Source organism: Methyloceanibacter methanicus, assembly GCF_001723285.1.
Taxonomy (GTDB): domain Bacteria; phylum Pseudomonadota; class Alphaproteobacteria; order Rhizobiales; family Methyloligellaceae; genus Methyloceanibacter; species Methyloceanibacter methanicus.
In genome coordinates this window covers 305,776-329,087 of record NZ_LPWG01000014.1, presented here as the reverse complement: position 1 = coordinate 329,087, position 23,312 = coordinate 305,776, and the positions used below count along the sequence as shown (strand labels likewise).

At 65.6% G+C, this 23,312-nt stretch carries 20 protein-coding genes and 2 pseudogenes; 3 read left to right on the top strand and 19 right to left on the bottom strand.

Annotation, left to right across the window (positions count from 1 at the left end; all coding sequences use genetic code 11):
• Positions 1 to 132: 132 nt before the first annotated feature.
• The 19 genes and pseudogenes from ftsZ to mraZ all read right to left on the bottom strand — a co-directional run bounded on the left by ftsZ (position 133) and on the right by mraZ (position 19,156).
• Entirely contained in the window at positions 133 to 1,866 is a 1,734-nt protein-coding gene (ftsZ, locus tag AUC68_RS15300) for a cell division protein FtsZ (RefSeq protein WP_069438434.1), read from the bottom strand.
• An 88-nt stretch (positions 1,867 to 1,954) separates the two neighbouring features.
• Positions 1,955 to 3,250, bottom strand: coding sequence for a cell division protein FtsA (gene ftsA / locus AUC68_RS15295; protein ID WP_069438433.1), 1,296 nt, complete (start codon positions 3,248 to 3,250; stop codon positions 1,955 to 1,957).
• Positions 3,251 to 3,272: 22 nt separating this feature from the next.
• Positions 3,273 to 3,791: a cell division protein FtsQ/DivIB gene (locus AUC68_RS15290; protein WP_069438432.1), complete on the bottom strand. Its 519-nt coding sequence runs from the start codon at positions 3,789 to 3,791 to the stop codon at positions 3,273 to 3,275.
• The gene (locus AUC68_RS15285; protein ID WP_069438431.1) at positions 3,791 to 4,090 is read right to left on the bottom strand and encodes a hypothetical protein; all 300 of its coding nucleotides are present in this window, start codon (positions 4,088 to 4,090) and stop codon (positions 3,791 to 3,793) included. Before AUC68_RS15285 ends, AUC68_RS15290 begins: the two co-directional genes overlap by 1 nt.
• Positions 4,091 to 4,254: 164 nt before the next feature.
• Positions 4,255 to 5,190, bottom strand: coding sequence for a D-alanine--D-alanine ligase (locus tag AUC68_RS15280; protein WP_069438430.1), 936 nt, complete (start codon positions 5,188 to 5,190; stop codon positions 4,255 to 4,257).
• A 166-nt stretch (positions 5,191 to 5,356) separates the two neighbouring features.
• Positions 5,357 to 6,277: a UDP-N-acetylmuramate dehydrogenase gene (gene murB, locus AUC68_RS15275; RefSeq protein ID WP_069438429.1), complete on the bottom strand. Its 921-nt coding sequence runs from the start codon at positions 6,275 to 6,277 to the stop codon at positions 5,357 to 5,359.
• Positions 6,274 to 7,692: a UDP-N-acetylmuramate--L-alanine ligase gene (gene murC / locus AUC68_RS15270; protein WP_425283242.1), complete on the bottom strand. Its 1,419-nt coding sequence runs from the start codon at positions 7,690 to 7,692 to the stop codon at positions 6,274 to 6,276. The genes murB and murC overlap by 4 nt, the downstream gene beginning before the upstream one ends.
• Positions 7,693 to 7,704: 12 nt before the next feature.
• A complete protein-coding gene (gene murG, locus AUC68_RS15265) occupies positions 7,705 to 8,808 on the bottom strand; it encodes an undecaprenyldiphospho-muramoylpentapeptide beta-N-acetylglucosaminyltransferase (RefSeq protein ID WP_069438427.1) in 1,104 nt (367 codons plus the stop codon).
• Positions 8,805 to 9,983: a putative lipid II flippase FtsW gene (ftsW, locus tag AUC68_RS15260; RefSeq protein WP_069438426.1), complete on the bottom strand. Its 1,179-nt coding sequence runs from the start codon at positions 9,981 to 9,983 to the stop codon at positions 8,805 to 8,807. Before ftsW ends, murG begins: the two co-directional genes overlap by 4 nt.
• Before the next feature lie 11 nt (positions 9,984 to 9,994).
• Positions 9,995 to 11,395: a UDP-N-acetylmuramoyl-L-alanine--D-glutamate ligase gene (gene murD, locus AUC68_RS15255; RefSeq protein WP_069438425.1), complete on the bottom strand. Its 1,401-nt coding sequence runs from the start codon at positions 11,393 to 11,395 to the stop codon at positions 9,995 to 9,997.
• Positions 11,396 to 11,407: 12 nt separating this feature from the next.
• Entirely contained in the window at positions 11,408 to 12,496 is a 1,089-nt protein-coding gene (gene mraY, locus AUC68_RS15250; protein ID WP_069438424.1) for a phospho-N-acetylmuramoyl-pentapeptide-transferase, read from the bottom strand.
• A gap of 60 nt (positions 12,497 to 12,556) precedes the next feature.
• Positions 12,557 to 14,008 carry a UDP-N-acetylmuramoylalanyl-D-glutamyl-2,6-diaminopimelate--D-alanyl-D-alanine ligase gene (locus tag AUC68_RS15245; protein WP_069438423.1) on the bottom strand — a complete coding sequence of 484 codons (1,452 nt, stop codon included), beginning with the start codon at positions 14,006 to 14,008 and terminating at the stop codon, positions 12,557 to 12,559.
• The gene (locus AUC68_RS15240) at positions 14,001 to 15,452 is read right to left on the bottom strand and encodes a UDP-N-acetylmuramoyl-L-alanyl-D-glutamate--2,6-diaminopimelate ligase (protein WP_069438422.1); all 1,452 of its coding nucleotides are present in this window, start codon (positions 15,450 to 15,452) and stop codon (positions 14,001 to 14,003) included. Before AUC68_RS15240 ends, AUC68_RS15245 begins: the two co-directional genes overlap by 8 nt.
• A 78-nt stretch (positions 15,453 to 15,530) precedes the next feature.
• The gene (locus tag AUC68_RS18245) at positions 15,531 to 15,896 is read right to left on the bottom strand and encodes a penicillin-binding transpeptidase domain-containing protein (protein WP_141701326.1); all 366 of its coding nucleotides are present in this window, start codon (positions 15,894 to 15,896) and stop codon (positions 15,531 to 15,533) included.
• Positions 15,881 to 16,468: a penicillin-binding transpeptidase domain-containing protein gene (locus AUC68_RS18240; protein ID WP_280138566.1), complete on the bottom strand. Its 588-nt coding sequence runs from the start codon at positions 16,466 to 16,468 to the stop codon at positions 15,881 to 15,883. The genes AUC68_RS18245 and AUC68_RS18240 overlap by 16 nt, the downstream gene beginning before the upstream one ends.
• Positions 16,469 to 16,757: 289 nt before the next feature.
• A pseudogene (locus AUC68_RS18005) lies at positions 16,758 to 17,228 on the bottom strand (penicillin-binding protein 2); the annotation flags it as partial.
• A gap of 11 nt (positions 17,229 to 17,239) precedes the next feature.
• Positions 17,240 to 17,596 carry a cell division protein FtsL gene (gene ftsL / locus AUC68_RS15230; protein ID WP_069438421.1) on the bottom strand — a complete coding sequence of 119 codons (357 nt, stop codon included), beginning with the start codon at positions 17,594 to 17,596 and terminating at the stop codon, positions 17,240 to 17,242.
• A gap of 44 nt (positions 17,597 to 17,640) precedes the next feature.
• The gene (gene rsmH / locus AUC68_RS15225; RefSeq protein ID WP_204377054.1) at positions 17,641 to 18,678 is read right to left on the bottom strand and encodes a 16S rRNA (cytosine(1402)-N(4))-methyltransferase RsmH; all 1,038 of its coding nucleotides are present in this window, start codon (positions 18,676 to 18,678) and stop codon (positions 17,641 to 17,643) included.
• Positions 18,675 to 19,156: pseudogene (gene mraZ, locus AUC68_RS16215) on the bottom strand (division/cell wall cluster transcriptional repressor MraZ). The gene rsmH and the pseudogene mraZ overlap by 4 nt, the downstream one beginning before the upstream one ends.
• A 589-nt stretch (positions 19,157 to 19,745) precedes the next feature.
• Here mraZ and AUC68_RS16885 point away from each other — a divergent pair.
• The 3 genes from AUC68_RS16885 (at position 19,746) to katG (ending at position 23,072) form a co-directional block, all read left to right on the top strand.
• The gene (locus AUC68_RS16885; protein WP_069438419.1) at positions 19,746 to 20,030 is read left to right on the top strand and encodes a hypothetical protein; all 285 of its coding nucleotides are present in this window, start codon (positions 19,746 to 19,748) and stop codon (positions 20,028 to 20,030) included.
• Entirely contained in the window at positions 19,994 to 20,692 is a 699-nt protein-coding gene (locus AUC68_RS15210; RefSeq protein ID WP_244500559.1) for an alpha/beta fold hydrolase, read from the top strand. Before AUC68_RS16885 ends, AUC68_RS15210 begins: the two co-directional genes overlap by 37 nt.
• A 208-nt stretch (positions 20,693 to 20,900) precedes the next feature.
• Entirely contained in the window at positions 20,901 to 23,072 is a 2,172-nt protein-coding gene (gene katG, locus AUC68_RS15205) for a catalase/peroxidase HPI (RefSeq protein ID WP_069438417.1), read from the top strand.
• The last annotated feature ends 240 nt before the right edge of the window (positions 23,073 to 23,312 follow it).

Below are 23,312 nucleotides of genomic sequence, written 5' to 3'. Positions count from 1 at the left end.
CAGACGCGGGACAAATCACGGTTTCTTACACTCTATTACCGGCGATCTGTCTCTCTAGTGCATTGATTTCAAAACGTTTTTCTGAGACGCTGATGAGGAGGCGGGCATTATCGTTAACGCCCGCCCCCGGCTTCAGTTCGCCCGGCGGCGCAGGAAGGCCGGAATCTCCAGATCGTCGTCCGCGGGTGATTCCATCTGGGCGACGGCCATGGCCGCCTGACCGTGGACGACACGCGGCTGGGCTTCGAGGCGCTGGGGCGCCGGGGCCTGTTCCGGAGGCCGCTGCACGCTGAGCGACCGGGGCGCTTGGGCCTGGGGCACCTGAGCGTGTGCCACCGCGGCGGGCGGTGCTGGCGGGCGCGGTGCCGGACGGCCCGCAACCGGAGTCGGTGCGAAATCCGGCTCCATCTTGGGCGACATCTCCGCATCCTCGTCGTTCTTGCCCCGTCCCACGTTGGCGAGACGCTCCAGGAAGCCGACTTTCCGCTTTTGCGCATGCAGGCCGACCGCATCCTTGTCGCCGGCCTTGGCCTGCAGGGCCTTCTGCGCGACGATGGGCAGCTCCTCGACATTCGGCATGCGTCGAACCGGCCGCTTGATGGCGGCGGGCGGCGCAGGCTGGAAGTTCCGCGGCGCTTCCGCGGGCTTCGGCGGCGCGGGCGGACGCGGCAGGGCGACGCCGCTGACCGCCTGGGGCCGCTTCTCGATGGTCACGTCGTTCGGCGCATGCCAGACCTGGGCATCCTGGGCCGGCTCCGGCACCATGAGGCTTTCGTCGAGATCGACCGGCTCGTCGGGATTCCCGTTCGGCACGGTCGCAAGTCCGGCCAGGCGCTCGGTCAGGCGTCCGCGATCGGCTTGCGGCTGCGCGGCCCGGTCTTCCGAAGACTTCTCCTCGCTCAGCGTTCCGATGCCGGTGGCAACCACCGAGACCCGGATCATGCCGTCGAGTTCGTCGTCGTAGGTCGCGCCGACGATGATATTGGCGTCCTCGTCCGCTTCGGCACGAATGCGGCTCGCCGCCTCGTCGACTTCGTACAGGGTCAGATCGCTGCCACCGGTGATCGAAACCAGCAGGCCGCTCGACCCCTTCATGCAGACATCGTCGAGCAGCGGATTGGATATCGCAGCTTCCGCCGCGTCGATCGCGCGCCGCTCACCGTTCGCCTCGCCCGTCCCCATCATCGCCTTGCCCATGCCGGCCATGATCGTGCGGACGTCGGCGAAGTCGAGATTGATGAGGCCTTCCTTGACCATCAGGTCGGTGATGCAGCCGACACCGGAGCGCAGCACGTCGTCGGCCATGCCGAAGGCGTCCGTAAATGTCGTCTTTTCGTTGGCGACCCGGAACAGGTTCTGGTTCGGGATGATGAGTAGCGTATCGACATATTTCTGCAGTTCCTCGATCCCGGCTTCGGCGGCCCGCATGCGCCGGGAGCCTTCGAACTGGAACGGCTTGGTCACGACGCCGACGGTCAGAATGCCCTCTTCGCGCGAGGCGCGGGCGATGACCGGGGCCGCGCCCGTGCCCGTGCCGCCGCCCATGCCGGCGGTGATGAAGGTCATGTGGCAGCCGACCAGGTGGGCCTTGATGTCCGCCATGGCCTCTTCGGCGGCGGCGGCGCCGATCTCGGGCTTCGATCCCGCCCCGAGCCCCTCGGTGACATTGTTGCCCATCTGAATGCGGCGTTCGGCGCTGGAGCTGGTCAGGGCCTGCGCGTCGGTGTTCGCAACGACGAATTCCACCCCGTTGAGCCCACGCTCAATCATGTTGTTCACGGCGTTGCCGCCGGCTCCACCCACACCGAAGACGGTAATGCGCGGCTTGAGCTCTGTCAGATCTGGCACTTTGAGATTGATCGTCATGGCGGCTTCCAATCCTTGCGAATTGCCCCTTGCTATTGAGCCGGCACCCACACCCCCATTAACGCGCGGTGCCCCAGCTTCGTGTCCGTTAAAAGTTCTCCATGATCCACTCGCCCACCCGGGCGAAGTAGCCTGTCCCCGTACGCAAGAACCGTTGCCCGGTTTGGGTTCCGAGCTTTTCGTCACCGCGCGCCCAATGCAGAAGCAGACCGATCGCGGCGGAGAAGTCCGGCGCGGCGGCGGCTGGCGGCAATCCCGTCATGACGCGCGGGCGGCCGAGCCGCGCCGGGCGTCCAAACATGTTCGAGGCGAGCTCCACGAGACCCGTGAGCTGGCTGCCGCCACCGGTCAGCACCAGATGCTGGGCGACCTCGGCGGGGAACCCGCTGGCCGCGAGCCGGTGACGCATCAAGTCGAGGATCTCCTCGACGCGCGGCCGGATCACGCAGGCGAGCTGGGCTTTGGTGATCTGATTGATGTTGCCTTGGCCAATTCCGCTCACGCACGGATAGGTGATGATCTCGCGCTCGTCGGAGAGCGTCGCGAAGGCGCTGCCGTGCAGGGTCTTCAACCGCTCGGCATGTTCCATCGGCGCGCCGAGCGTACGCGCGATGTCGATGGTCACGCCGTTGCCGCCGAGCGCGATGGCATCGGCGTGCAGAAAATGCCCGTCGGCGATGACCGACAAGGTGGTTCTCCCGGCGCCGAAGTCGATATTGGCCACGCCCAGCTTCGCTTCGTCGGGGGTGACGACCGACAGCGCGCTCGCATACGGCGCGGCCACGAGACCCGACACGCCGAGATGGCAGCGCTCGACGCAGAGCATCAGGTTCCGGGTCGCGGCTTCGTCCGCCGTGACGGTGTGCAGATCCACGGAAAGGCGCTCGCCGCACATGCCGCGCGGCTCGGCGATTCCGCCGTTGTCGTCGAGGCGAAAATCGGTGGGCAGAGCATGTAGCACGGTGCGGCGATCGCGCGCCGCGTATTGGCGGCCGCCCGCCAGCAGGCGCTGCACATCGGCCTCACGGACCGAACCGGACGGCAGGCCGACGCCCGCGGAGAAGCTGTCGCTCTTGAGGCGTCCGGCGGTGACGGAAAGATGCACATCCTCGACGACCACGCCGGCCATGCGTTCGGCGGCATCGACCGCGGCACGAATGCACTGCTCGGCCGTGTCGAGATGGGTGACCATGCCCGCCTTCAGGCCTTCGGCGCGCGTATGCCCGAAGCCGAGCACGTCGAACTGCACGGCCTCGCCGCTGCCTTCGACCCAGTCGGGCATCGCCGAGGTCTTGCCGACCAGGCAGCACACTTTGCTCGTGCCGATATCGAGAGCGGTCACGATGCGCTGGCGCTTTCCTCTGATCGATGCGTTGTAGGTCATCCCCCTGCCTTCAAGCTCCGTGTCACGTTCTGCCGTCGGGTTGGTTGGTCGTGCCGGTCGCCGATGTGGGCACCCCGGCGGGCACTGTTTCATCCACGGCCGCGGCCGTGGTTTCACGCATACGCAGTGTGATCCGGTCGAGAAGACGCAGGTCGATGGCCGCGAGGTCCCGCTGCAGAACACCGCGCTCCTTCTCGAGCTTCTGAAGCGCATTCAGCGCCATCTCGATATTGCCGTCGGGCAGCATGATCTCGGTGCCGGTCCGCAGCTTCAGCGTCCAGCGGCGGTCGCCGACGCGCAAAGCCGCCAGCATCCGGTTCTTCAAGTCCGTGTAGGACGCGAGAGTCCCGTAAAGTGCCGCGGCATGCTTGCCGGCGCCCTCACCCACGACAAGCGGTAGGTTGGGGAAGGCCTGGGGCAAGGCTGGCGCCAGGACCACGCCTTCGCTGTCCACGACGAAGGTCTGACGTTTGTTCTGCCACATCGCGTAAGGATCGCGCTCTTCGATCTCGACCTGCAGGGTCGAGGGCAGAAGGCGCATCACGCGCGCATGCCGGATCCACGGCACAGCTCGAGGCGGTCCTTGGCCGCGTCCGTATCGAAGGCGAGCATGAACGTGTCGGGTCCCGCCGCGAGGGCGGTCGTAATCGCGGCATCGGTCGCGTTCCGCTGCCCCTCGACGACCACGCGCTTGACCCCGAATCCCATCGCGACGGCGGCGCGCTCGGCACCGGTTACCGCCGCGTTAAAAATCTGCTCGATTTGACCGCCGACGATCGCGCCATAAAGGACCGCGCTGGCCGTGAAGGCCGCGCAAAGAAGCGGCCATTTGCCCGACATGGGCCCACGCCGCGTCCGGCCCAGATGCACGCGCCTCGGCCCCCGCGCAACGACCGTCCGGTTGGCCTGAGGCACCGGGAGCTGGTGCGCGTACGGGTTGGCCGCGACAGGCGCCCGCGGGGCCCGGCGTGACCCTCCTTGCGTATGGTAACGTCCTGACGTGCCTAGCGATTGCACGACGCATCCTCCACGATCCAACGGACCAGGTCGCCAAAAGAGCGCCCGGCATGGGCGGCGAGCTCGGGCACCAGTGACGTGGACGTCATGCCAGGTTGGGTGTTGACCTCAAGACAGATCAGTTCCCCCGTTCCCTCTGGCCGGTCGTCGAACCTGAAGTCGCTACGACTGACCCCACGGCAGCCCAGTGCCCTATGAGCCGCTACCGACAGCTTCTGTACCAATTGGTAAACATTTAGTTTAATTGGCGCCGGCAGGACGTGAATTGAGCCTCCAGGCGCGTATTTCGACTCGTAGTCATAAAAGGTGAGCCCTTCGGCCGGGCGGATCTCAATCACGCCGAGCGCTTCGTCGCCCATGACCGCACAAGTGAGTTCGCGGCCATAGATGAACCGTTCCACCATGAGCTCCTCGCCAAGCGCCCAATCGGCGGAATGCAGCTCCTGCGGCGGATGGGCCTGCCCCTCGCGGATGATGTAGACGCCGACGGACGAGCCCTCGGCCGGCGGCTTGATCACGTAAGGCGGCGCGATGGGGTGGCCCTTGGCCGCTTCGGCGCGGCTCACCACCCGGCTTTCGGCGACCGGGACCCCCGCTTCACGCAACACGGCCTTGGCGCGTTCCTTGTGCATGGCGAGCGCCGAGGCCAGCACGCCCGAGTGGGTGTAGGGCAAGCCCATGGTCTCCAGCACGCCCTGGATGCAGCCATCCTCGCCGAAACGGCCGTGGAGGGCGTTGAAGCAGACATCCGGCTTGAGCGCCGCCAAACGCTCGGCCACGTCCCGGCCCACGTCGACTTTAGTGACCTGGTATCCTTCGCCTTCAAGGGCCTCGGCGCAGGCGGCGCCGGACCGGAGCGAAATCTCGCGCTCGTTAGACAGGCCTCCCATCAGAACGGCGACGTGCGTTTGTTTTTCTGCCATGGAACGGCCCCTGTCGGTTGGTCTGAAACGCGGATCGGCGCCTTGCGTCTCTCAAGACGCAACACACCTTGAATCGGTTAACGCTGCATTAACCGTGTTCGCGCGCGAACGCACGCCGATGGGGGCGAAAAACGGGTTGGCGCGCGGGCTGGCCGCGTGCGGGCGCCTAGGCGGGCTTGCCGAGGCGCTTGATTTCCCATTCGAGCTGAACGCCACTCGTTTCCTTGACCCGCGCGCGCACGGTCTCGCCGAGCGTTTCGAGATCTGCGGCGGACGCATTGCCCTCGTTGATGAGGAAGTTGCAGTGGAGCTCCGAGACCCGCGCATCGCCCACGGCCAGCCCCCGGCACCCGGCCGCATCGATGAGCTGCCAGGACTTGTTGCCGTCCGGGTTCTTGAAGGTCGATCCGCCGGTGCGGCTCTTAATGGGCTGCACCTCCTCGCGATAGGCGGCGATCTCGTCCATCTCGGCGAGGATCTCGTCCGTGTCGCCGGGCCGCCCCTGGAACAACGCCTGGGTGAAGATGTAGTCCTCCGGCGCGCCGCAATGGCGGTAGCTGTAGTGCATGTCCTCGACGGACAGGACGTGGATATTGCCCTTGCGGTCGACGGCCCGGGCTTCCGCGAGCACGTCGCATGTCTCGGTCCCATGCGCGCCGCCGTTCATCCGCAAGGCGCCGCCGATACCACCGGGAATGCCGCGATAGAAGGCGAGCCCCGCGATGCCCGCATCCGCGGCCGCCCGCGCCACTTTCACATCGGGGACCGCGGTGCCGACACGTAAGCGGCTCCCCTCTTCGACCGTGATCTCGTTGAAGCCGCGGCCGAGGCGGATCACCACGCCGTCGATCCCGCCGTCGCGGACGAGGAGGTTCGAGCCGAGGCCGATCGTCGTCACCGGCATCTCCGCCGGCAGGGCTTGCATGAAATACGCAAGATCCGCTTCGTCGGCGGGCGAGAACAGCACCTCGGCCGGGCCGCCGACGCGGAACCAGGTGTAGTCCTTGAGGACCGATCCGGCCGTAAGCCGTCCGCGCAAGTCCGGCATCGCCGCCTTGAGCGTCTCGAAAAGTTCGGTTCCGCTCACGATGCGCCCCCTTGCGTTGCCAGTTTGGCGGGCAGCGCGTTGATCCAATCGGTGATCGTGCCGGCCCCCAGTCCAACGACGAGATCACCCTCCGTGACGACCGAAGCGACCGTGACCGCAAGGGAGTCCGCGTCCTCGACCATCAGCACCTTGCGCATGGCCGTGGCGCTGAGTCCCGCGGCGAGCTCGTCCCGGTCGATCCCGGGGATCGGCGCCTCGCCGGCCGAATAGACCGGCGTGAGGATCACCACGTCGGCATCGTCGAAGCATGCCGAGAAATCGTTGAACAGGGCTTGGAGCCGCGTGTAGCGGTGGGGCTGCATCACCGCCACGATACGGCCGTTGCCAGCCGCATTCGCGCCGCGCAACACCGCGGCAATCTCGACCGGGTGGTGGGCATAGTCGTCGTAGATGGCGACGCCCTGCCATTCGCCAACGCGTGTGAAGCGCCGTTTCACGCCCGAGAAATTCGCCAGCACCGTGCGGATCATGTCGTCGCCGACGCCGGCCTCCGTCGCCACCGCAAGCGCGGCAATCGCGTTGAGCGCGTTGTAGTGGCCGAGTGCCGGCAGCGTCAGGTCGTTGATTTCGCGGGCGCCCCCGGCACGCCCGATCCGGCCGGACGTCGAACGTGGTGGCGTGATCGGGCCGCACGTTGACAACCGGATATCGGCCGAACGCGAGACGCCATAGGTCAAGATGCGCCGCCCGTTTTCCGCGCCGCCCAGCGCCGCGATGAGGCCGCGCACGACCGGATGATCGATGCAAGCGACCACGGTTCCATAGAACGGGATCGACTCGATGAACTGCTCGAAGGCCTGATAGAGCACCTCCTCGGACTCCCAGAAGTCCATGTGCTCGGGATCGAGATTGGTGATGACACCGATCTGCGTCGGCAGTTTGAGGAAGGTGCCGTCGGACTCGTCCGCCTCGACGACCATCCACTCACCCTGGCCGATGCGCGCATTCGTGCCCCAGGCATTGATGATCCCGCCCGTAATCACGGTCGGATCGAGGCCGCCGCCGTAGAGCAGGTCGGCCACGAGCGAGGTGGTCGTGGTCTTGCCGTGGGTGCCGGTTACCGAGACGGTCGTGCAGGGGCGCATGAGCTCGGCCAGCATCTCGGCACGCCGGATAATGGGGATGCCGCGCTCCCGGGCCGCCTCGTATTCGGGGTTGCCGGCCTTCACCGCGCTCGAGATCACCAGATAGGACGCCCCCTCGACGTTGCCGGGATCGTGGCCAATGATGCAGTCGATGCCGTGCTCGCGCAGCCGCGTCAGGTTCGGTCCGTCTTTCAGATCGCTGCCTTGCACGCGATAGCCGCGCGTATGCATCACCTCGGCGATGGCACTCATGCCGATGCCGCCAATGCCCACGATATGAAACAGGCCCGTCGTCTCGGGCGGTGGCAAATGCATGGCCGCCTAAACTCCGTTCGGGCCGGCCAGGTCCGCGACGAGGTCGGCGAGCCTGTTCACCGCGTAGACGTTGCCCATGGCCTTGGAGTTCGCCGCCGCCTTGACCAGGACATCCGGGTTGCCGAGCAACTCCTCCAGCCGCGCGGCCAAGCCTTCGGGCGTGATGCTGGACTGGTGCAGGCACCAGCCGCCGCCGTTGTCCTCGAGGCGGCGCGCGTTTTCGAGCTGATCGTTGTCGATGGCATGCGGCAGCGGAACGAGAATGGCGGGCCGTCCGATCGCCGTCAGTTCGGCCACGGTCGAGGCTCCGGCTCTGGAAATGATCAGGTGGGACCCGGCGATCCGCTCGGGCAGGTCCTGGAAGAAGGGCGCCACATGCGCCGTGATCTCGGCCCCCCGGAAAGCCTCGCGGACCTCGGCAACGTCCTCCGGGCGTGCCTGCTGCACGACCGACAGCCGCCATCGCAAGGGCGACGGCAGTTGCGTCAGGGCCTGCGGTATCATCTCCGTGAAGAAGCGCGCGCCCTGGCTGCCCCCGAAGACAAGCAGCAACAGGCGCCCGGCGGCTTCCGGCGCGGCGTAGTCTTGATCGCGGAACGCCACGACCGCATCGCGCACCGGATTGCCCGTCACCACCGCGCGCTTCTCGGCGCTGCGCCGCAGGTGTTTCGTCGTGTCGAACGACAGGGCAATCGCGTCGGCGAAGCGGGACAACAGTCGATTGGCGCGCCCCATCACCGCGTTCTGCTCGTGCAGCACCGTGGGGATCGCCAGAGAGCGCGCGGCCAGCAGGGGCGGCAGCGTCGGATAGCCGCCAAAGCCGACGACCACGTGCGGCTGCACCATCTCGAGCAAACGGCGCGCCCGGAAATAGCCCTTGCCCAAGGTCGAGAACGTCTTCCACAGAGCGCCGGGCGATTTGCCCGCCACGGTCGCCGAGGGAATGCGGTAGACGGCGCGCGCGGGGAAGTCGGTGCCGTATTGCTCGGCCCGCTCATCGGTGGCGAGCTCCACTGCGAATCCGCGCCGTGTTAGCTCCTGCGCCAAGGCCGTGGCCGGGAAGAGATGCCCCCCCGTACCACCGGCGGCGAGTAGAATGGTCTGGCTCAAGCCGTCTGCCCCCTTGCCTCGGCATGATCGCGATCATGCGCGGCGCTTGCCGGATGCTTCATGCGCCCCGCCATCGGTCTCCTGCGGGTCAACCCCAGCGTAAACCCCATGGTGAGCGCCATGGCAAGCATGGATGAACCGCCATAGGAAATGAAGGGTAAGGTCATGCCCTTGGCGGGCAGCAGGCCCACATTCACGGCCATGTTGATCAGGGTCTGCAGGCCGAACAGCATCACCAGGCCCGCGACCGCGTGCCGAATGAACCCATCGGGTTCCTGCGAGGCCTTGGACAGACCGCGCAGCACCACGAAGGCGAACAGGGTGAGCAGGATCAGGCAGGCGATCAAGCCGTACTCTTCGGCCGCCACGGCAAAGATGAAGTCGGTGTGGGAGTCGGGCAGCACGTCCTTGACCGTCCCCTCGCCGGGCCCCCGCCCGAACCAGCCCCCGCGCAGGAAGGATTCCAGCGACCGGTCGGACTGGTAGGTGTCGCCGGAGGCCGGATCCAGAAACCGGTCGATGCGCGAGGCGACGTGGGGCAGCATGATGTAGGCGCTGATCAGGCCCGCGACGCCAAGCGCGATCAGCGCCACGATCCATATCATGTTGATGCCGGCCATGAAGAACAGCGCACCCCAGACGATACTGATGAGCAGCGTCTGTCCGAAATCCGGTTGAAGGACGAGAAGCAGCGCGAACACCGCGTAGAGCAGGATCGCCAGTTCGAGCCCCGGAACATCTTTCCGCTTCTGGCTTTCGTTGAAGAGCCAGGCGGTCAGCACGATGAAGGCCGGCTTTACGAATTCCGACGGCTGCAGCGAGAACTGACCGAGCGGCAGCCAGCGCTTGGCGCCTTTCACCTCAGGGCCGATGAACAGGATGCCGAGCATCAAGACGATGCCGACAAGGAAGATGACGAGGCTCGCGCGCCGGATCTGTTTCGGCGTGAGCGTGGAGACCGCGAACATGATCGCGAAGGCGGGCACGAGCAGCGCGATGTGCCGGCGCACGAAGTGGAACTGCTCCAGTCCGAGCTTCTCGGCGATCGGCGGACTGGCCGCGAGCGACAACACCACCCCGGCCCCCATCAGCAGCATCAGGCCGACGAGCATCAGCCGGTCGACGGTGAACCACCAATCGGAAAGGACGCTTTTGTCGGCGCGCGTAATTCTCATGACACGCTACCCTACCCCGTAAGGCTTGTGACACCGTTACGCTGCATCACGAGTTTCCGGAACGCATCGCCCCGCTCGACGAAATTGGCATACTGATCGAATGAGGCACAGGCCGGCGACAATAGCACAACCGGTTCGTCGCCTCCCGAGCGGCTCGCATCCTCGGCCGCCTGCTCGACGGCGCGCGCCAGCGTGCCGCAGGCGGTATGCGGGACCGCGTCGCCGAGCTGGTCCGCGAAGGCTTCGGCCGCCTCGCCAATCAGATAGGCACGGGCGATCCTCGGATAAAAGGGCTCGAGCCCGCCGAGTCCCCCGTCCTTCGCCACGCCGCCGACGATCCAGTAGATATTGTCGAAGCTGCCCAGAGCCTTCCCGGCGGCGTCGGCATTGGTCGCCTTGGAGTCGTTCACGAACAGAACCTTCCCTGCCCTTGCCACCTGCTCCATGCGATGCGCGAGGCCGCCGAAGCTGCGGAGGCCCTCCCGAAGCGCCGGCGCATCGACACCTTGCGACCGGGCCAGCGCATAGGCCGTCGCGGCCGTCTGCCAGTTATGCGCGCCCCGCAGCGAACCGATGCCCGTGAGGTCCACGCGCGCCACCTCGTTGCCGTCGTCCGTCTCGAAAAGGGTCGCATCGGCTGCCCAAACGCCATTCCGGACCGTCCGGCCTATGGCGACGTGCTTCACGGCATAGGGCCCATCCAGCGTTTCGGCGATGGCCCGGCACGGCGCATCGTCGATGCCGATCACCGCGGTGCCATCCGCCCCGAGTTGAGCGAAGACGCGCGCCTTCACGCTCGCGTAACCCGCCAGCGAGCCATGGCGGTCGAGGTGGTCGGGCGTGATGTTCAGGAGTGCGGCCGCATCGGGCTTCAACGAGGGCGTCAGATCGATCTGATAGGACGACAATTCCAGGACGTAGATCATCCCGGGCGCGAAGGGCGCCAGATTGAGCACGGCGTTGCCGATATTGCCGCCAAGCGCAACGTCCCGGCCAGCGGACTCCAACAGATGCGCCGTCAGCGCCGTCGTGGTCGACTTGCCGTTCGTGCCGGTAATCACGATGACCTTGCAGCCCGCGCCGGCCGCGGCCCGGGCCCGGAAGAACAGCTCCACGTCGCCGATGACTTCGATCCCGGCCGCGCGCGCCTTCTTAACGCTCCAATGGGGCTCGGGATGGGTGAGCGGGATGCCGGGTGCCAGGACCAACGCCGCGAATGCGCCGAAGTCGGCTTGCCCCAGATCCTCGACTGGAAACCCGGCCTCTGCGGCCTGGGCGCGGCCCGCTTCCTTGTCGTCCCACACGACGACGTCGGCACCGCCCGCCTGCAGGGCGCGCGCCGTCGCAAGGCCGCTCAGACCTGCGCCGACAACCGCCAGTTTTCGTCCAGCGAAGATCGTGACGGGAATCATCGTGGGTGAAGCTTAGCGCAATTTCAGCGTTGCAAGACCGGCGAGCGCGAGCACCACGGAGATGATCCAGAAGCGGATGACGACGGTCGACTCCGGCCAGCCCTTCTGCTCGAAGTGATGGTGCAACGGTGCCATGCGGAACACGCGCTTTCCGAAAAGCCTATAGGACGTGACCTGAACAATCACCGACACGGCTTCCAGAACGAAGAGGCCGCCGACAATCGCGAGCACCAGTTCGTGCTTGGTCGCGACGGCGATCGTACCGAGCGCCCCGCCGAGCGCCAGTGAGCCGGTGTCACCCATGAAGATGAGCGCAGGCGGTGCGTTGAACCAGAGGAAGCCGAGGCCCGCGCCCACGAGCGCGCCGCAGATGATGGCAAGCTCGCCGGTCCCCGCGACGAAATGGATCTGCAAATAGTCGGCGAAGAGCGAGTTGCCGACTACGTAGGCGATGAAGCCGAAGGTTGCCGCGGCAATCATCACCGGCACGATCGCGAGACCGTCCAACCCGTCGGTCAGGTTCACCGCGTTGCCGGCGCCGACAATGATAAAGGTGCCGAAGATGACGAACAGCCACATGCCGACCGGAAGCACCATGTCTTTGAAGAAGGGAATGGTGAGCGAGGTCGACAGGGGCGGCTCCCCGACCGATGCAATCACGTAGGTGGCGATGATGGCCGCGCCGGCTTCGATGACAATCTTGATCCGTCCCGCGAAACCAAGCACGGATTGCTTCGTGACCTTGAGATAGTCGTCGTAAAAGCCGACCGCGCCGTAGACGAGCGTCAGAAACAGCACGACCCAGACATAAGGGTTGGACAGGTTGCCCCAGAGAAGAACCGAGACGACGAGGCCCGAGAGAATCATGAGGCCGCCCATGGTGGGCGTGCCTTGCTTCTGAATGATGTGGCTCTGCGGGCCTTCGGTCCGGATCGGCTGCCCCTTGCCTTGCCTGACACGCAAGGAGCGGATGACACGCGGTCCGAAGAAGAACACGAACAACAAGGCCGTGACGATCGCGCCGCCTGTCCGGAACGTGATGTAACGGAAGATGTTGAGAACAGCGACGTCGGGCGCAAGCCCCGCCAACCAGTAAAGCATCGCGTGTCTCCCCCCTTCAATTCCGGCCCGTCGGGCCCTTCGCGGCCAAGTGGGCCGAAACTATCGTTCTTCGAACCGGCGCTTCAGTGCGGCCACGAGCGGCGCCATGCGGCTCCCCAGCGAGCCCTTCACCATAACGATGTCGCCGGGCCGGACCGCCGACAGCAGAACCGGCGCAAGCCCCTCCGATGTCTCGGCATAAGCGCCACGGCGCGCTTGCGGCAACGCCTCGAACAAGGACGCCATGCACTCGCCGCAGGCAAAGACAACATCTATACCGGCCGCGTCAACGGCTTCCGCCAATTCCCGGTGAAGTCGCGGTCCCTCGTCCCCGAGCTCGAGCATATCGCCAAGCACGGCCACACGCCGCTTGTAGTCGTCACGGGACGTGAGGCCCAAGGTCGCGAGTGCCGCGCGCATGGACGCCGGATTGGCGTTGTAGGACTCATCAACAATGCAAACGGGGCCCTGTTCCGTCGGTATGACAAATCGCTCGCCGCGGCCCGCGGGCGCCCCCACAGTGCCCAGGGCCTTGGCGCCCGCCGAAAGGTCGGCGCCGGCCAGTTTCACGGCCGCAAGCACCGCAAGCGTGTTCTGCACCACGTGACGTCCGGGCGTGCCGACGCGAAAAGTGAGCGTTTCGCCGAAGACGTCCGCCGTGACGGTCGAACCCTCGGGACCGAGATCGCAATCGATGAGCCGGACCTTCGAGCGCTCGTCCTCGCCGAAGGAGACCAATCTCGCGCCTTCGCCGCGCGCGGCCGCGGCCAATCGTTCGAAATGCGGATTGTCGCGGTTGAGCACGGCGGCGCCGCCCGGTTCCAGCCCCTCGAAAATCTCGGCCTTGGCATCGGCGATCTCCTCGACCGAGGAGAAGAAGCCGAGATGGACCGGCGCCACGGTCGTTACGATCGCGATATGGGGCCGGACCAGCCGGGTGAGCGCGGCGATCTCTCCGGCGTGATTCATGCCCACTTCGAAGACACCGTAGTCGATGTCGCGCGGCATATTGGCGAGGGTGAGCGGCACGCCCCAATGGTTGTTGAAGGACTTGGCGGAGGCATGGACGGTGCCGCTGGGACCGAGCGCGGCTCGCAAGGCTTCCTTCGTACCGGTCTTTCCGGCGCTGCCTGTCACCCCGATCACGACCGCATGGTCGGTACGCTCGCGGCCTGCCCGGCCGAGATCGTTCAAGGCATCGAACGTGTCCTCGACCCGGACCAGCCGCGTCTCGTCGAGACCGGCCGGCGCCGTATCCGCCTCGCGCGTCTCAAGATCGCTCTCGCCGGGAAACGTCTCCTCGACGACGGCGCAGCCGGCCCCTGCATCCAGCGCTTTGGGAACGAAGTCGTGACCGTCGCGGTTCGGGCCCCGAATCGCGATGAAGCCTTCGCCGGGATCAAGCGCGCGGCTGTCGATCGAAAAGCCGGAAATGGGCGCGGCAGGGTCTCCCTCGCAACGTCCGCCCGTGGCCTCGATCACCTCGCCCAAAGTCCAAGTCGGATCAGCCAAGCTGTGCCCCCTTGCTCAGCGCGGCGGCCACCGCGCCGTGATCGGAAAACGGAACAACCCGCGTGCCGATGGTCTGGCCCGTCTCGTGCCCCTTGCCCGCCACGAGCAGAACATCGCCCGCGCGCAACATGCGGATCGCCTCCGAGATCGCCATAGCGCGATCGCCGATCTCCCGGCCACCGGGGACGGCCACCAAAATCTCGTCCCGAATGGCGGCGGGATCCTCGCTGCGCGGATTGTCGTCGGTCACGATGACCACATCCGCCTTGGCGGCCGCGGCCGCGCCCATCTGAGGCCGCTTGCCCCGGTCGCGGTCCGCGCCGCAGCCGAACACCACGAACAACCGTTTCGCCGCGTAGGGCCGCAAGGAGTCGAGGGCCTTGGCCAAGGCATCGGGCGTGTGCGCATAGTCGATGAAGATCGGCGCACCGTAATGCGACGTGCCGGCGAGTTCCAGCCGTCCCGTCGCGCCTTGCAGGTGCGCGAGCCGCGGCAGGACCTCGTCCGCGCTTGCGCCCGTCGCCATCGCAAGGCCGGCCGCCACGAGCGCGTTGCTCGCCTGGAATTCTCCCACCAGCGGCAAGAGGACCGTATGGGTTTTCCCCGCATGTTCGATCTTGAGCTCTTGCGCGAAACCCTCGACCTCCGCCGAGACGAGGCGTAGCGTCTCGCCGGCCCGTCCCACGGTGAGGGCCTTCAGGCCACGGGCCTTGGCGGCGTCGGCGACGCGCGGGCTCTCCGCGCTGTCCATGTCGATCACGGCTGTCGCCCCGGGCGGCAAGAGTTCGGTGAACAGGCGTAGCTTCTGAGCGAAATAATCCTCAAAACTCGCGTGATAATCCATATGGTCCCGCGAGATGTTGGTGAACGCCCCGGCCCTCAGGGCGACCCCGTCGAGACGCCGCTGCTGCAAGCCATGACTTGAGGCTTCGAGCGCGAGATGCGTCACGGACTCCGCATGGAGTCCGGCCAGGAGGCGGTGCAGTTCGACTGGGTCGGGGGTCGTGTGCCGGAGGACCTTGGTGCCGGTCGGCGACACCACGCCCACGGTCCCAAGGCTCGCGGCCGAATGACCCGCATCGCTCCACAGTTGCCGGGTGAAGGCTGCCACGGAGGTCTTGCCGTTGGTGCCCGTGACCGCGACCGCCGTCTCGGGCTGCGCCCCAAAGAACCGCGCAGCGATCAGCGCAAGGGCTCTACGGGGGTCCGGGACGGCGACGGCCGGCACACCCACATTGATCTCGTCGGCCGCGAGAACCGCGACGGCCCCGCGGGCCACGGCATCGGCGGCGAACCTCGCCCCGTCCGTGTTGACGCCGGACAGCGCCGCAAAGAGATAGCCCGGCTTCACCTCACGGCTGTCGGCGGTGATCCCTGCAATCGGGAGCGCCGCAACTGCCGCGCTCAACTTCGCCTCCGGGCCTATCAACTCACCGAGGGTCATGTCCGACTGCCCGTAACCGGCTATTATCAATTGAGAATCTCGAGGCCGCGACGAAGGGTCTTGCGCCCCGGCCGTCTTCTAATAGGTGGCCGATCTCTTGGCGTCAAACCGGGAAGCCGTCTCGCCGAGCTTGGGAGGAACCCCGAGGATCGGGGCAATGCGTGCCACGACCTTGCCCACGGTGGGCGCCGCGTTCACACCGGCGGTGGAATTGTAGTTGGTGGCTTCGACCCGCTGCGGCTCGTCCAACGTGATGAGGACGACATATTGCGGGTCGTCCGTCGGGAACACGGACAGGAAGCTGTTCAAGAGAGAGTGGCGCGCATAGCGGCCGTTGACGACCTTTTCCGCCGTGCCCGTCTTGCCGCCAACGCGATAGCCCTCGGCATTGGCCCGCTTGCCGGACCCGCGCAGCACGTTCTCCCGCATCAACCTGACGAGCACGGCGCTGGTCTCGGGCTTGAGGACGCGCTTGAGACCGCCAAGGCCTCCTCGCGTGTGCGCGGCAGGAAGGTGGGCGGCACCGCGAGTCCCCCATTGACGAGCGGCACGGTCGCCGTTGCCAATTGGAGCGGGGTCACGGACAGCCCGTGCCCGAAGGCGATCGTCATCGTGTTCAACTTCTTCCAGTGCTTGGGCACGATCGGCGCCGCGCTCGGACCGAGCTCGGTGACGACAGGGTCGAGAAGGCCGAGCTTCTTGAGAAAGGCGCGATGGGCCGGAACGCCCATATGCATGGCCATCTTCGCCGACGCGATATTCGAGGAATAGATGAACGCCTCCTCCACGGTGAGCGGACGCCGCTTGCCGTGGAAGTCGCTAATCGAGAAGCGCCCGAAATAGATGGGGCTGGTCGCGTCGTAGACCGTGTTGACGTTGGCCAAACCGGAGTCGAGCACGCCTGCGACCGTGATGGTCTTGAACACGGACCCCATCTCGTAGACGCCGAAGCCGATACGGTTGATCCTCTCCTTGTCGAGCGCTTCGCCCCGGTGATGAGGATCGAAATCCGGCAGCGAGGCGAGCGCAACGACTCGCCCGTGTGCACGTCCATGATGATGCCCGAGGCGGCCTTGGCTCGTAGAGCGTGATCGCGTTCCTCAGCTCTTCCCGGAGGACATGCTGCACACCCACGTCGAGGGACAGCGCCACGGTCTCGCCGCCCGACTCGGTCTGCGGGTTCATCATGGTCAGCTGCGGGTTGTTGTCGATGAACTTCTCAATGCCCCCGAGACCGCGATTGTCGACGTCCACCAGGCCCACGACATGGCTGGCGGTTCCACCCACGGGGTAGAAGCGCCGGTATTCCTGAATGAAGCCGAGACCGGGAAGCCCCAGGTCGTGGACTTGCTGCTGCTGCCGCGGCGCCAGCTCACGGGCGATGCGCACGAAGCGCCCGCGGCCCGCGAGCTGCTTGCGCAGCCTGGCCTTGTCGACGTTGGGCAGGACGCTCGCGACACCGTTCACGACCTCGTCGGCATCGAGAATGCGTTTTGGATCGGCATAGAGCGTCGCGCCCCGAATATCGGTGGCCAGCAATTGCCCGTTGCGATCGAGGATGTCGGGGCGATGGATCGTCGTCGAGATGTCGTAGGCGCCGTTGCGGCCGGGACCTTTGTCAGCCAGTCCCAACGACACCAACCGCCCGCCAATGAGCACGAACGCCAGGGCGAAGCCGAGGCAGGCCAGCCGGAACCGCGTACGGCAGCGCGCGTGATAGGCGCGGGCCGCGCGCGCTTCGGCCGGATCGGGTGTGTGAGTTTCGCGCCGCGCCATGCTGTCCGTGCCTACTGAGCCGCCGCACTGAAACTTGCGGCTTTCGCGCTATCCGTCTTGGCAGACTGCGCCAACGCCTGGGCACGCTCGAAGTCTTTCTCGGTCACTTCATCCAGAATGACGATTTGCTGCGGTTGGACAGGGCTCAGCTCGAGATATTTCTTGGCAAGGCGCTCGATGCGTTCGGGCCGGTTGAGAAGACTCCATTCGGCCCGCGCGACAGCCAGGGTGTCACGTTCTTCCTCGATCTGCTGCTGCAGCACGACGATCTTCTCGTCGAGGCTCCGCGCCTCGTATTTGACCTGGTAGATCACGTAGGCCAAGGCGACGAGGCCGAGGAGCAGGCAGATATTCACAAAGCGCAACATCACATCTACGCGTACGCAAACCGACGCGTCCCTCAACGCAAAGTCTAAGCGTCCCCCTTGCGGCGCAGCTCGGGGACTCCAAGCCCGGCCAGGCCCGAACCGTGGGCCGGAGCCTCCGTCCGGCGGGCGGCTCTCAGCCGTGCCGACCGCGCCCGGGGATTGCTACGGACCTCTTCCTCGTTCGGTTCTACGGGGCGACGGTTAAGAAGCTGGAAGCTTGGCAAAAATTCTTTCTCCCCCGAATCCGGCAAGAACCGGGACCCTTTCTGTGGCGGCGCGCTCCGGCTGGCGAGAAAACGCTTCACAATCCGGTCTTCCAGGGAATGAAACGTGACCACCACCAAGCGCCCGCCAGGTCTCAGGAGCCGTTCGGCCGCGCCGAGCCCTTCGGCGAGTTCGTCCAGTTCCGCGTTCACATGGAGCCGAAGCGCCTGAAACGTCCGTGTCGCGGGGTGCTTCGCCTCGTCGCGCTTCCGGCCGAGGACGCCCGCAACAAGATCCGCGAGTTCGCCGGTCCGCGTCATCGGCGCTGCGGCGCGCCGCCTCACGATGGCTTTCGCGATGGCGCGCGAGCGCCGCTCCTCGCCAAAAATATAAATGATATCCGCGAGTTGTGCCTCGTCGAGGCTATTGACGATGTCGGCTGCCGTCGGCCCTTCCGCCCCCATGCGCATATCGAGCGGACCGTCCTTGGCAAAGGAGAAGCCGCGCTCGGGCTGATCGAGCTGCATGGAGGACACGCCAAGGTCGAGCACGACGCCGTCGACGGCCTCGATTCCCTCCGCGTCCGCCACCCGTTCCATCTCGCTATAGCGGCCGAGCACGGCCCTGAATCGCCCCGGGAACGTCTCCGTCAGCTCCTGTGCATGGGCAAGCGCGCCCGGATCGCGGTCGATGGCGATGACGCGGCAATCGGCGGCTTCGAGAATAGCCCTGGAATAGCCACCCGCGCCGAACGTGCCGTCAATGATGGTGTCGCCGTCTTCAGGCTCGAGCGCCTTCAGGACCTCGGAAAGCAACACGGGAATGTGACGGGCCAGTCCGCCAGCGGCAAACGATGGCCTGCCGCGGCCCGTCATCATTCCCGTGTTCCCTCTGCACCGCCGCTTTCGCGGCGCCCCGCGCCGAGTAACTTGCGAAGGTCGCGGACCTTGTCGCGCGCCTCCGCCAAATGAGCCTCAAAGCGTTTCGGCTCCCAAAGCTGAAATTTTTCGCCCAGCCCCACAAAGGTGACGTGGCTGGTGATGCCAGCGTGTTCACGCAGGCGCTCCGGGAGACTCGTACGACCGTCTTGATCGATCGACAGAATTTCGGATGTGCCGAAGAGTGCGGTCGCGAGCTGATCGCGCTCATCGGAGTAAGGTGCGAGTCTTCGACCAAAGAATTGATTTTATCGACGAGGCGCTGGCCGCCGGCGTCGAGCGCCGGGGCATCAAGCGATGGATAGCAGTAGATGCCGTCAAGCCCGTCTTTGGCGAGAACCGTACGGAACGAGGCAGGGACCGAGACCCGGCCCTTGGCGTCGATCCTATTCGTGAATGACGAGACAAACTGATCCATCCCCTCCCTCACGCGCTACGAAGCCGACTGGACGATGCGGAACTGAAACAAACGGCGCTTCGGCGCTGGCCTTCCGCGAGTTCGAAAAATGGGTGGAAGAAGCGGCGCGGATCCCCCCGTGGCCTCAAAGGAAGCGCTGCCTGCTTCCTCCACCCCACTCACCGAACGGGCATTTATGGGATACCATGGGATAGCATGGGCGTCAATGGAGATACGTGGGAGATCGCTGGTTTTTGCGGGAAACGCGTGGGTCATCCAGCGTTCTGCCCGCGACCGGAGCGCGACGGCCCTTTCGCTTGCACGGAGTCCGATTGCTGAGTGGGCACGAAGCGCGATAAAGGTATGGTTAAGGCCACGCGCAGGACGGCGCTCGAACCGCGCGAAGCGCATGCTCTTGGATGCCCCCCGCGCACGTGGTCATTTGCCCGGCCGGGCTCTTGGACATGGCCACATGGGAACCGGCCACATGGGAACCGGCCACATGGGAACCGGCCACATGGGAACTGGCCACATGGACGGCGTATTTGGGACGCCTACTGACGGCCTGACGTGAGCCCTCGACGAGGCGGCGATAGACGGTTTGGCGGCAATGCAGGGAAAGACACTCCACCGCATCCTACGCGTGACGGCCTTGTCGGTCCTTCTGCTGGCCTCCGGCTTCCCATCCGCGCGCGGCGCGGCCACGGCGATCATGGCCGAAGGCGCCGCCTATGCGCGCCTCGGGCCGCCAGAGGCCCCGGTCAAACTGTTCTACGAGTCGAAAGGTACGGGCGCGCCGATCCTGCTGATCCATGGATTCGGCGCGAGCACGTTTACGTGGCGGCGGATCGCCCCAGCTTGGCGGAAAACCACAAAGTCATCGCGGTGGATCTGAAGGGCTTCGGACAGTCGGACAAGCCGTTCGATGAGCATTATTCGATCTTCGATCAAGCCGAGCTCATCAAGCAGCTCATCCTCGACAACGACCTCAAGAATCTGACCCTTGTGGGCCACTCCTACGGCGGCGGCATCTCGCTGATGCTGGCGCTCGACGAGGACCCGCGCCTTGCGGGGCGGATTGCCAAGCTCGTGCTGCTGGATACGATCGCTTACCCGCAAAACATCCCGGTGGCCTTCAGGATGATGGACATGCCTCTCGTCTCGCATCTAGGCGTGCGGATGGTGCCCCCCGAGGTGCAGGCGCGCGTCGCGCTCAAGCTTGCGTATTACGACGACAGCAAGATCGGCGAGGAAGACGTGGAGATGTATGCCGCGCCACTGCGGACCGTGGCCGGCAAACACGCGATGATCCATAGCGCGCGCCAGATCGTGCCCCAGGGGCTCGAGGAGATTTCCAAGCGCTATCCGTCAATCAAACAGCCGACGCTGATTGCCTGGTGCGACAACGATCGGATCGTCCCGCTCGATATCGGCGTCGAACTCCGCCGCAACATGCCAACCTCCCGGCTCGAGATCATCGAACGTTGCGGACACATGCCTCAGGAGGAGCAGCCGGAGGCGACGTTGCGGCTGATCAAAGACTTTTTGGGGCGCTGAAGCGAACCTGTCTTGGGCAACGCGTACGCTCGCGGGCGCCGCTCGGCTCGGGCAGTTGCTCGACTGGACGGCATTAGTTTTTCTTATGGACGTAATAAGGAAATACGATTTGCGCTTATGGTCTGCGGCGCGCACTGTGCCTCCTATACCGGCGCATGCCCTTGAGGCACCCCCACCGCAAAATCACGAATCGGAGGAAATGAGGATAATGGACGCAAAAGTCGATAAATCGGGTGGCTGCCCGGTGATGCACGGGGCGGTTACCGAGACCGGCAGTTCGGTCATGAGTTGGTGGCCCAACGCCCTCAACCTGGACATCCTGAGCCAGCACGACACGAAGACCGACCCCATGGGCAAGGACTTCGACTATCGCGAGGAAGTGAAGACGCTCGACTTCGAAGCGCTCAAGAAGGACATGACCGCGCTGATGACCGAAAGCCAGGAATGGTGGCCCGCCGACTGGGGCCACTATGGCGGTCTGATGATCCGCATGGCGTGGCACGCTGCCGGTTCCTACCGTCTGGCCGACGGGCGTGGCGGCGGCGGCACTGGCAACCAGCGTTTCGCGCCGCTGAACTCCTGGCCGGACAATGTCAGTCTCGACAAGGCGCGCCGCCTTCTGTGGCCGATCAAGAAGAAGTACGGCAACAAGGTCTCCTGGGCCGACCTGATCATCCTGGCCGGCAACATCGCCTACGAATCCATGGGGCTGAAGACCTTCGGCTTCGGGTTCGGCCGCGCGGACATCTGGCATCCGGAAATCGACACCTATTGGGGCGCCGAGAAGGAATGGCTCGCGCCGAGCGACGGCCGCTATGAGGACGTCGACGATCCCTCGACCATGGAGAACCCGCTCGCAGCCGTTCAGATGGGCCTGATCTACGTGAACCCGGAGGGCGTGAACGGCACTCCCGACCCGCTGAAGACCGCGGCCCAGGTGCGCGAGACCTTCGCCCGTATGGCCATGAACGACGAGGAAACCGTCGCCCTGACCGCCGGCGGCCACACCGTGGGCAAGACCCACGGCAATGGCGATGCCGACGACCTGGGGCCGGATCCCGAATCCGCGGGCCCCGAAATGCAGGGCCTCGGCTGGGCCAACCCCAACCAGGAGGGGCTCGCCAGCCGCGCAGTGACGTCGGGCCTCGAGGGCGCTTGGACGACCCATCCGACCCAGTTCGACATGGGCTATTTCGATCTGCTGTTCGGTTATGACTGGTGGTTGAAGAAGAGCCCGGCCGGCGCCAATCAGTGGGAGCCGATCGGGATCAAGGAAGAGGACATGCCGGTGGATGCCAGCGACCCCTCGATCCGCCACAACCCGATCATGACCGATGCGGACATGGCGATGCGGTTGGACCCGACCTACAAGGCCATCTGCGAAAAGTTCATGGCCGATCCGGAGTACTTCAAGGACACCTTCGCGCGGGCCTGGTTCAAGCTGACCCACCGCGACATGGGCCCGAGGGCCCGTTACATCGGTCCGGACGTGCCCGAAGAAGACCTGATCTGGCAGGACCCGATCCCGGCTGGCGCCACCGACTACGACGTGGACGCCGTGAAGGCCAAGATCGCCGCGAGCGGTCTGAGCACCGCCGAAATGGTTTCCACCGCCTGGGACAGCGCCCGCACCTATCGCGGGTCTGACATGCGCGGCGGCGCCAACGGCGCGCGTATCCGCCTCGCCCCGCAGAAGGACTGGGAAGGCAACGAGCCGGAGCGTCTGGCCAAGGTGCTGTCGGTCCTCGAGCCGATCGCCAAGGACGCCGGCGCCAGCATCGCGGACGTCATCGTGCTCGCCGGCAATGTCGGCGTCGAACAGGCTGCGAAAGCCGCCGGTTACGACGTCTCCGTGCCGTTCGAGCCGGGCCGTGGCGATGCGACGGACGAGATGACCGATGCGTCGTCCTTCGACGTGCTGGAACCGCTCGCCGACGGCTATCGCAACTGGCTGAAGAAGGACTATGTCGTCAGCCCGGAAGAGCTGATGCTCGACCGCACCCAGCTGATGCGCCTGACCGCGCCCGAGATGACTGTTCTGGTGGGCGGCATGCGCGCCATGGGCACCAACTACGGCGGGACCACGCACGGCGTCTTCACGGACCGCGAAGGCGCTCTGACGCCCGACTTCTTCGTCAACCTGACCGACATGGCCTACAAGTGGGTCCTCGTGGACGACGGCATCTACGAGATCCGCGACCGCAAGACCGACGAGGTCAAATGGACCGCGACGCGTATGGACCTGGTCTTCGGATCAAACTCGATCCTGCGCGCCTATGCCGAGGTCTACGCCCAGGACGACAACAAGGAGAAGTTCGTGGAGGACTTCGTTGCGGCTTGGACCAAGGTCATGAACGCGGATCGTTTCGACCTGGCCTAGAGGCCGGCCTCGTTCAGAGGACAGGGCGACACGCGTCGCCGCTCAACCAAAGCCGAAGCGCCAACATCCCGAGGTGCTTCTTCAAAGAACGGCCGGCGCAGCCCCCTACCGCCGGCCGTTTCTTTTGCGCGAGCCCTTGGGGCGCACTTCTGGGGGCACTCTTTGGGGTTTGGGGACCTGTCTTGGGGCTTGGGGACCTGTCTTGGGGTTTGGGGGCCGGTCTTGGAGCTCGGGGGCCGG

What these genes read in the sequence shown, in the direction of transcription:
- ftsZ (WP_069438434.1), bottom strand. Translation starts at nt 1,866, where the DNA reads ATGACGATCAATCTCAAAGTGCCAGATCTGACAGAGCTCAAGCCGCGC.
- ftsA (WP_069438433.1), bottom strand. Translation starts at nt 3,250, where the DNA reads ATGACCTACAACGCATCGATCAGAGGAAAGCGCCAGCGCATCGTGACC.
- AUC68_RS15290 (WP_069438432.1), bottom strand. Translation starts at nt 3,791, where the DNA reads ATGCGCCTTCTGCCCTCGACCCTGCAGGTCGAGATCGAAGAGCGCGAT.
- AUC68_RS15285 (WP_069438431.1), bottom strand. Translation starts at nt 4,090, where the DNA reads ATGTCGGGCAAATGGCCGCTTCTTTGCGCGGCCTTCACGGCCAGCGCG.
- AUC68_RS15280 (WP_069438430.1), bottom strand. Translation starts at nt 5,190, where the DNA reads ATGGCAGAAAAACAAACGCACGTCGCCGTTCTGATGGGAGGCCTGTCT.
- ftsW (WP_069438426.1), bottom strand. Translation starts at nt 9,983, where the DNA reads ATGAGAATTACGCGCGCCGACAAAAGCGTCCTTTCCGATTGGTGGTTC.
- murD (WP_069438425.1), bottom strand. Translation starts at nt 11,395, where the DNA reads ATGATTCCCGTCACGATCTTCGCTGGACGAAAACTGGCGGTTGTCGGC.
- mraY (WP_069438424.1), bottom strand. Translation starts at nt 12,496, where the DNA reads ATGCTTTACTGGTTGGCGGGGCTTGCGCCCGACGTCGCTGTTCTCAAC.
- AUC68_RS15240 (WP_069438422.1), bottom strand. Translation starts at nt 15,452, where the DNA reads ATGACCCTCGGTGAGTTGATAGGCCCGGAGGCGAAGTTGAGCGCGGCA.
- ftsL (WP_069438421.1), bottom strand. Translation starts at nt 17,596, where the DNA reads ATGTTGCGCTTTGTGAATATCTGCCTGCTCCTCGGCCTCGTCGCCTTG.
- rsmH (WP_204377054.1), bottom strand. Translation starts at nt 18,678, where the DNA reads ATGATGACGGGCCGCGGCAGGCCATCGTTTGCCGCTGGCGGACTGGCC.
- AUC68_RS16885 (WP_069438419.1), top strand. Translation starts at nt 19,746, where the DNA reads ATGCAGGGAAAGACACTCCACCGCATCCTACGCGTGACGGCCTTGTCG.
- katG (WP_069438417.1), top strand. Translation starts at nt 20,901, where the DNA reads ATGGACGCAAAAGTCGATAAATCGGGTGGCTGCCCGGTGATGCACGGG.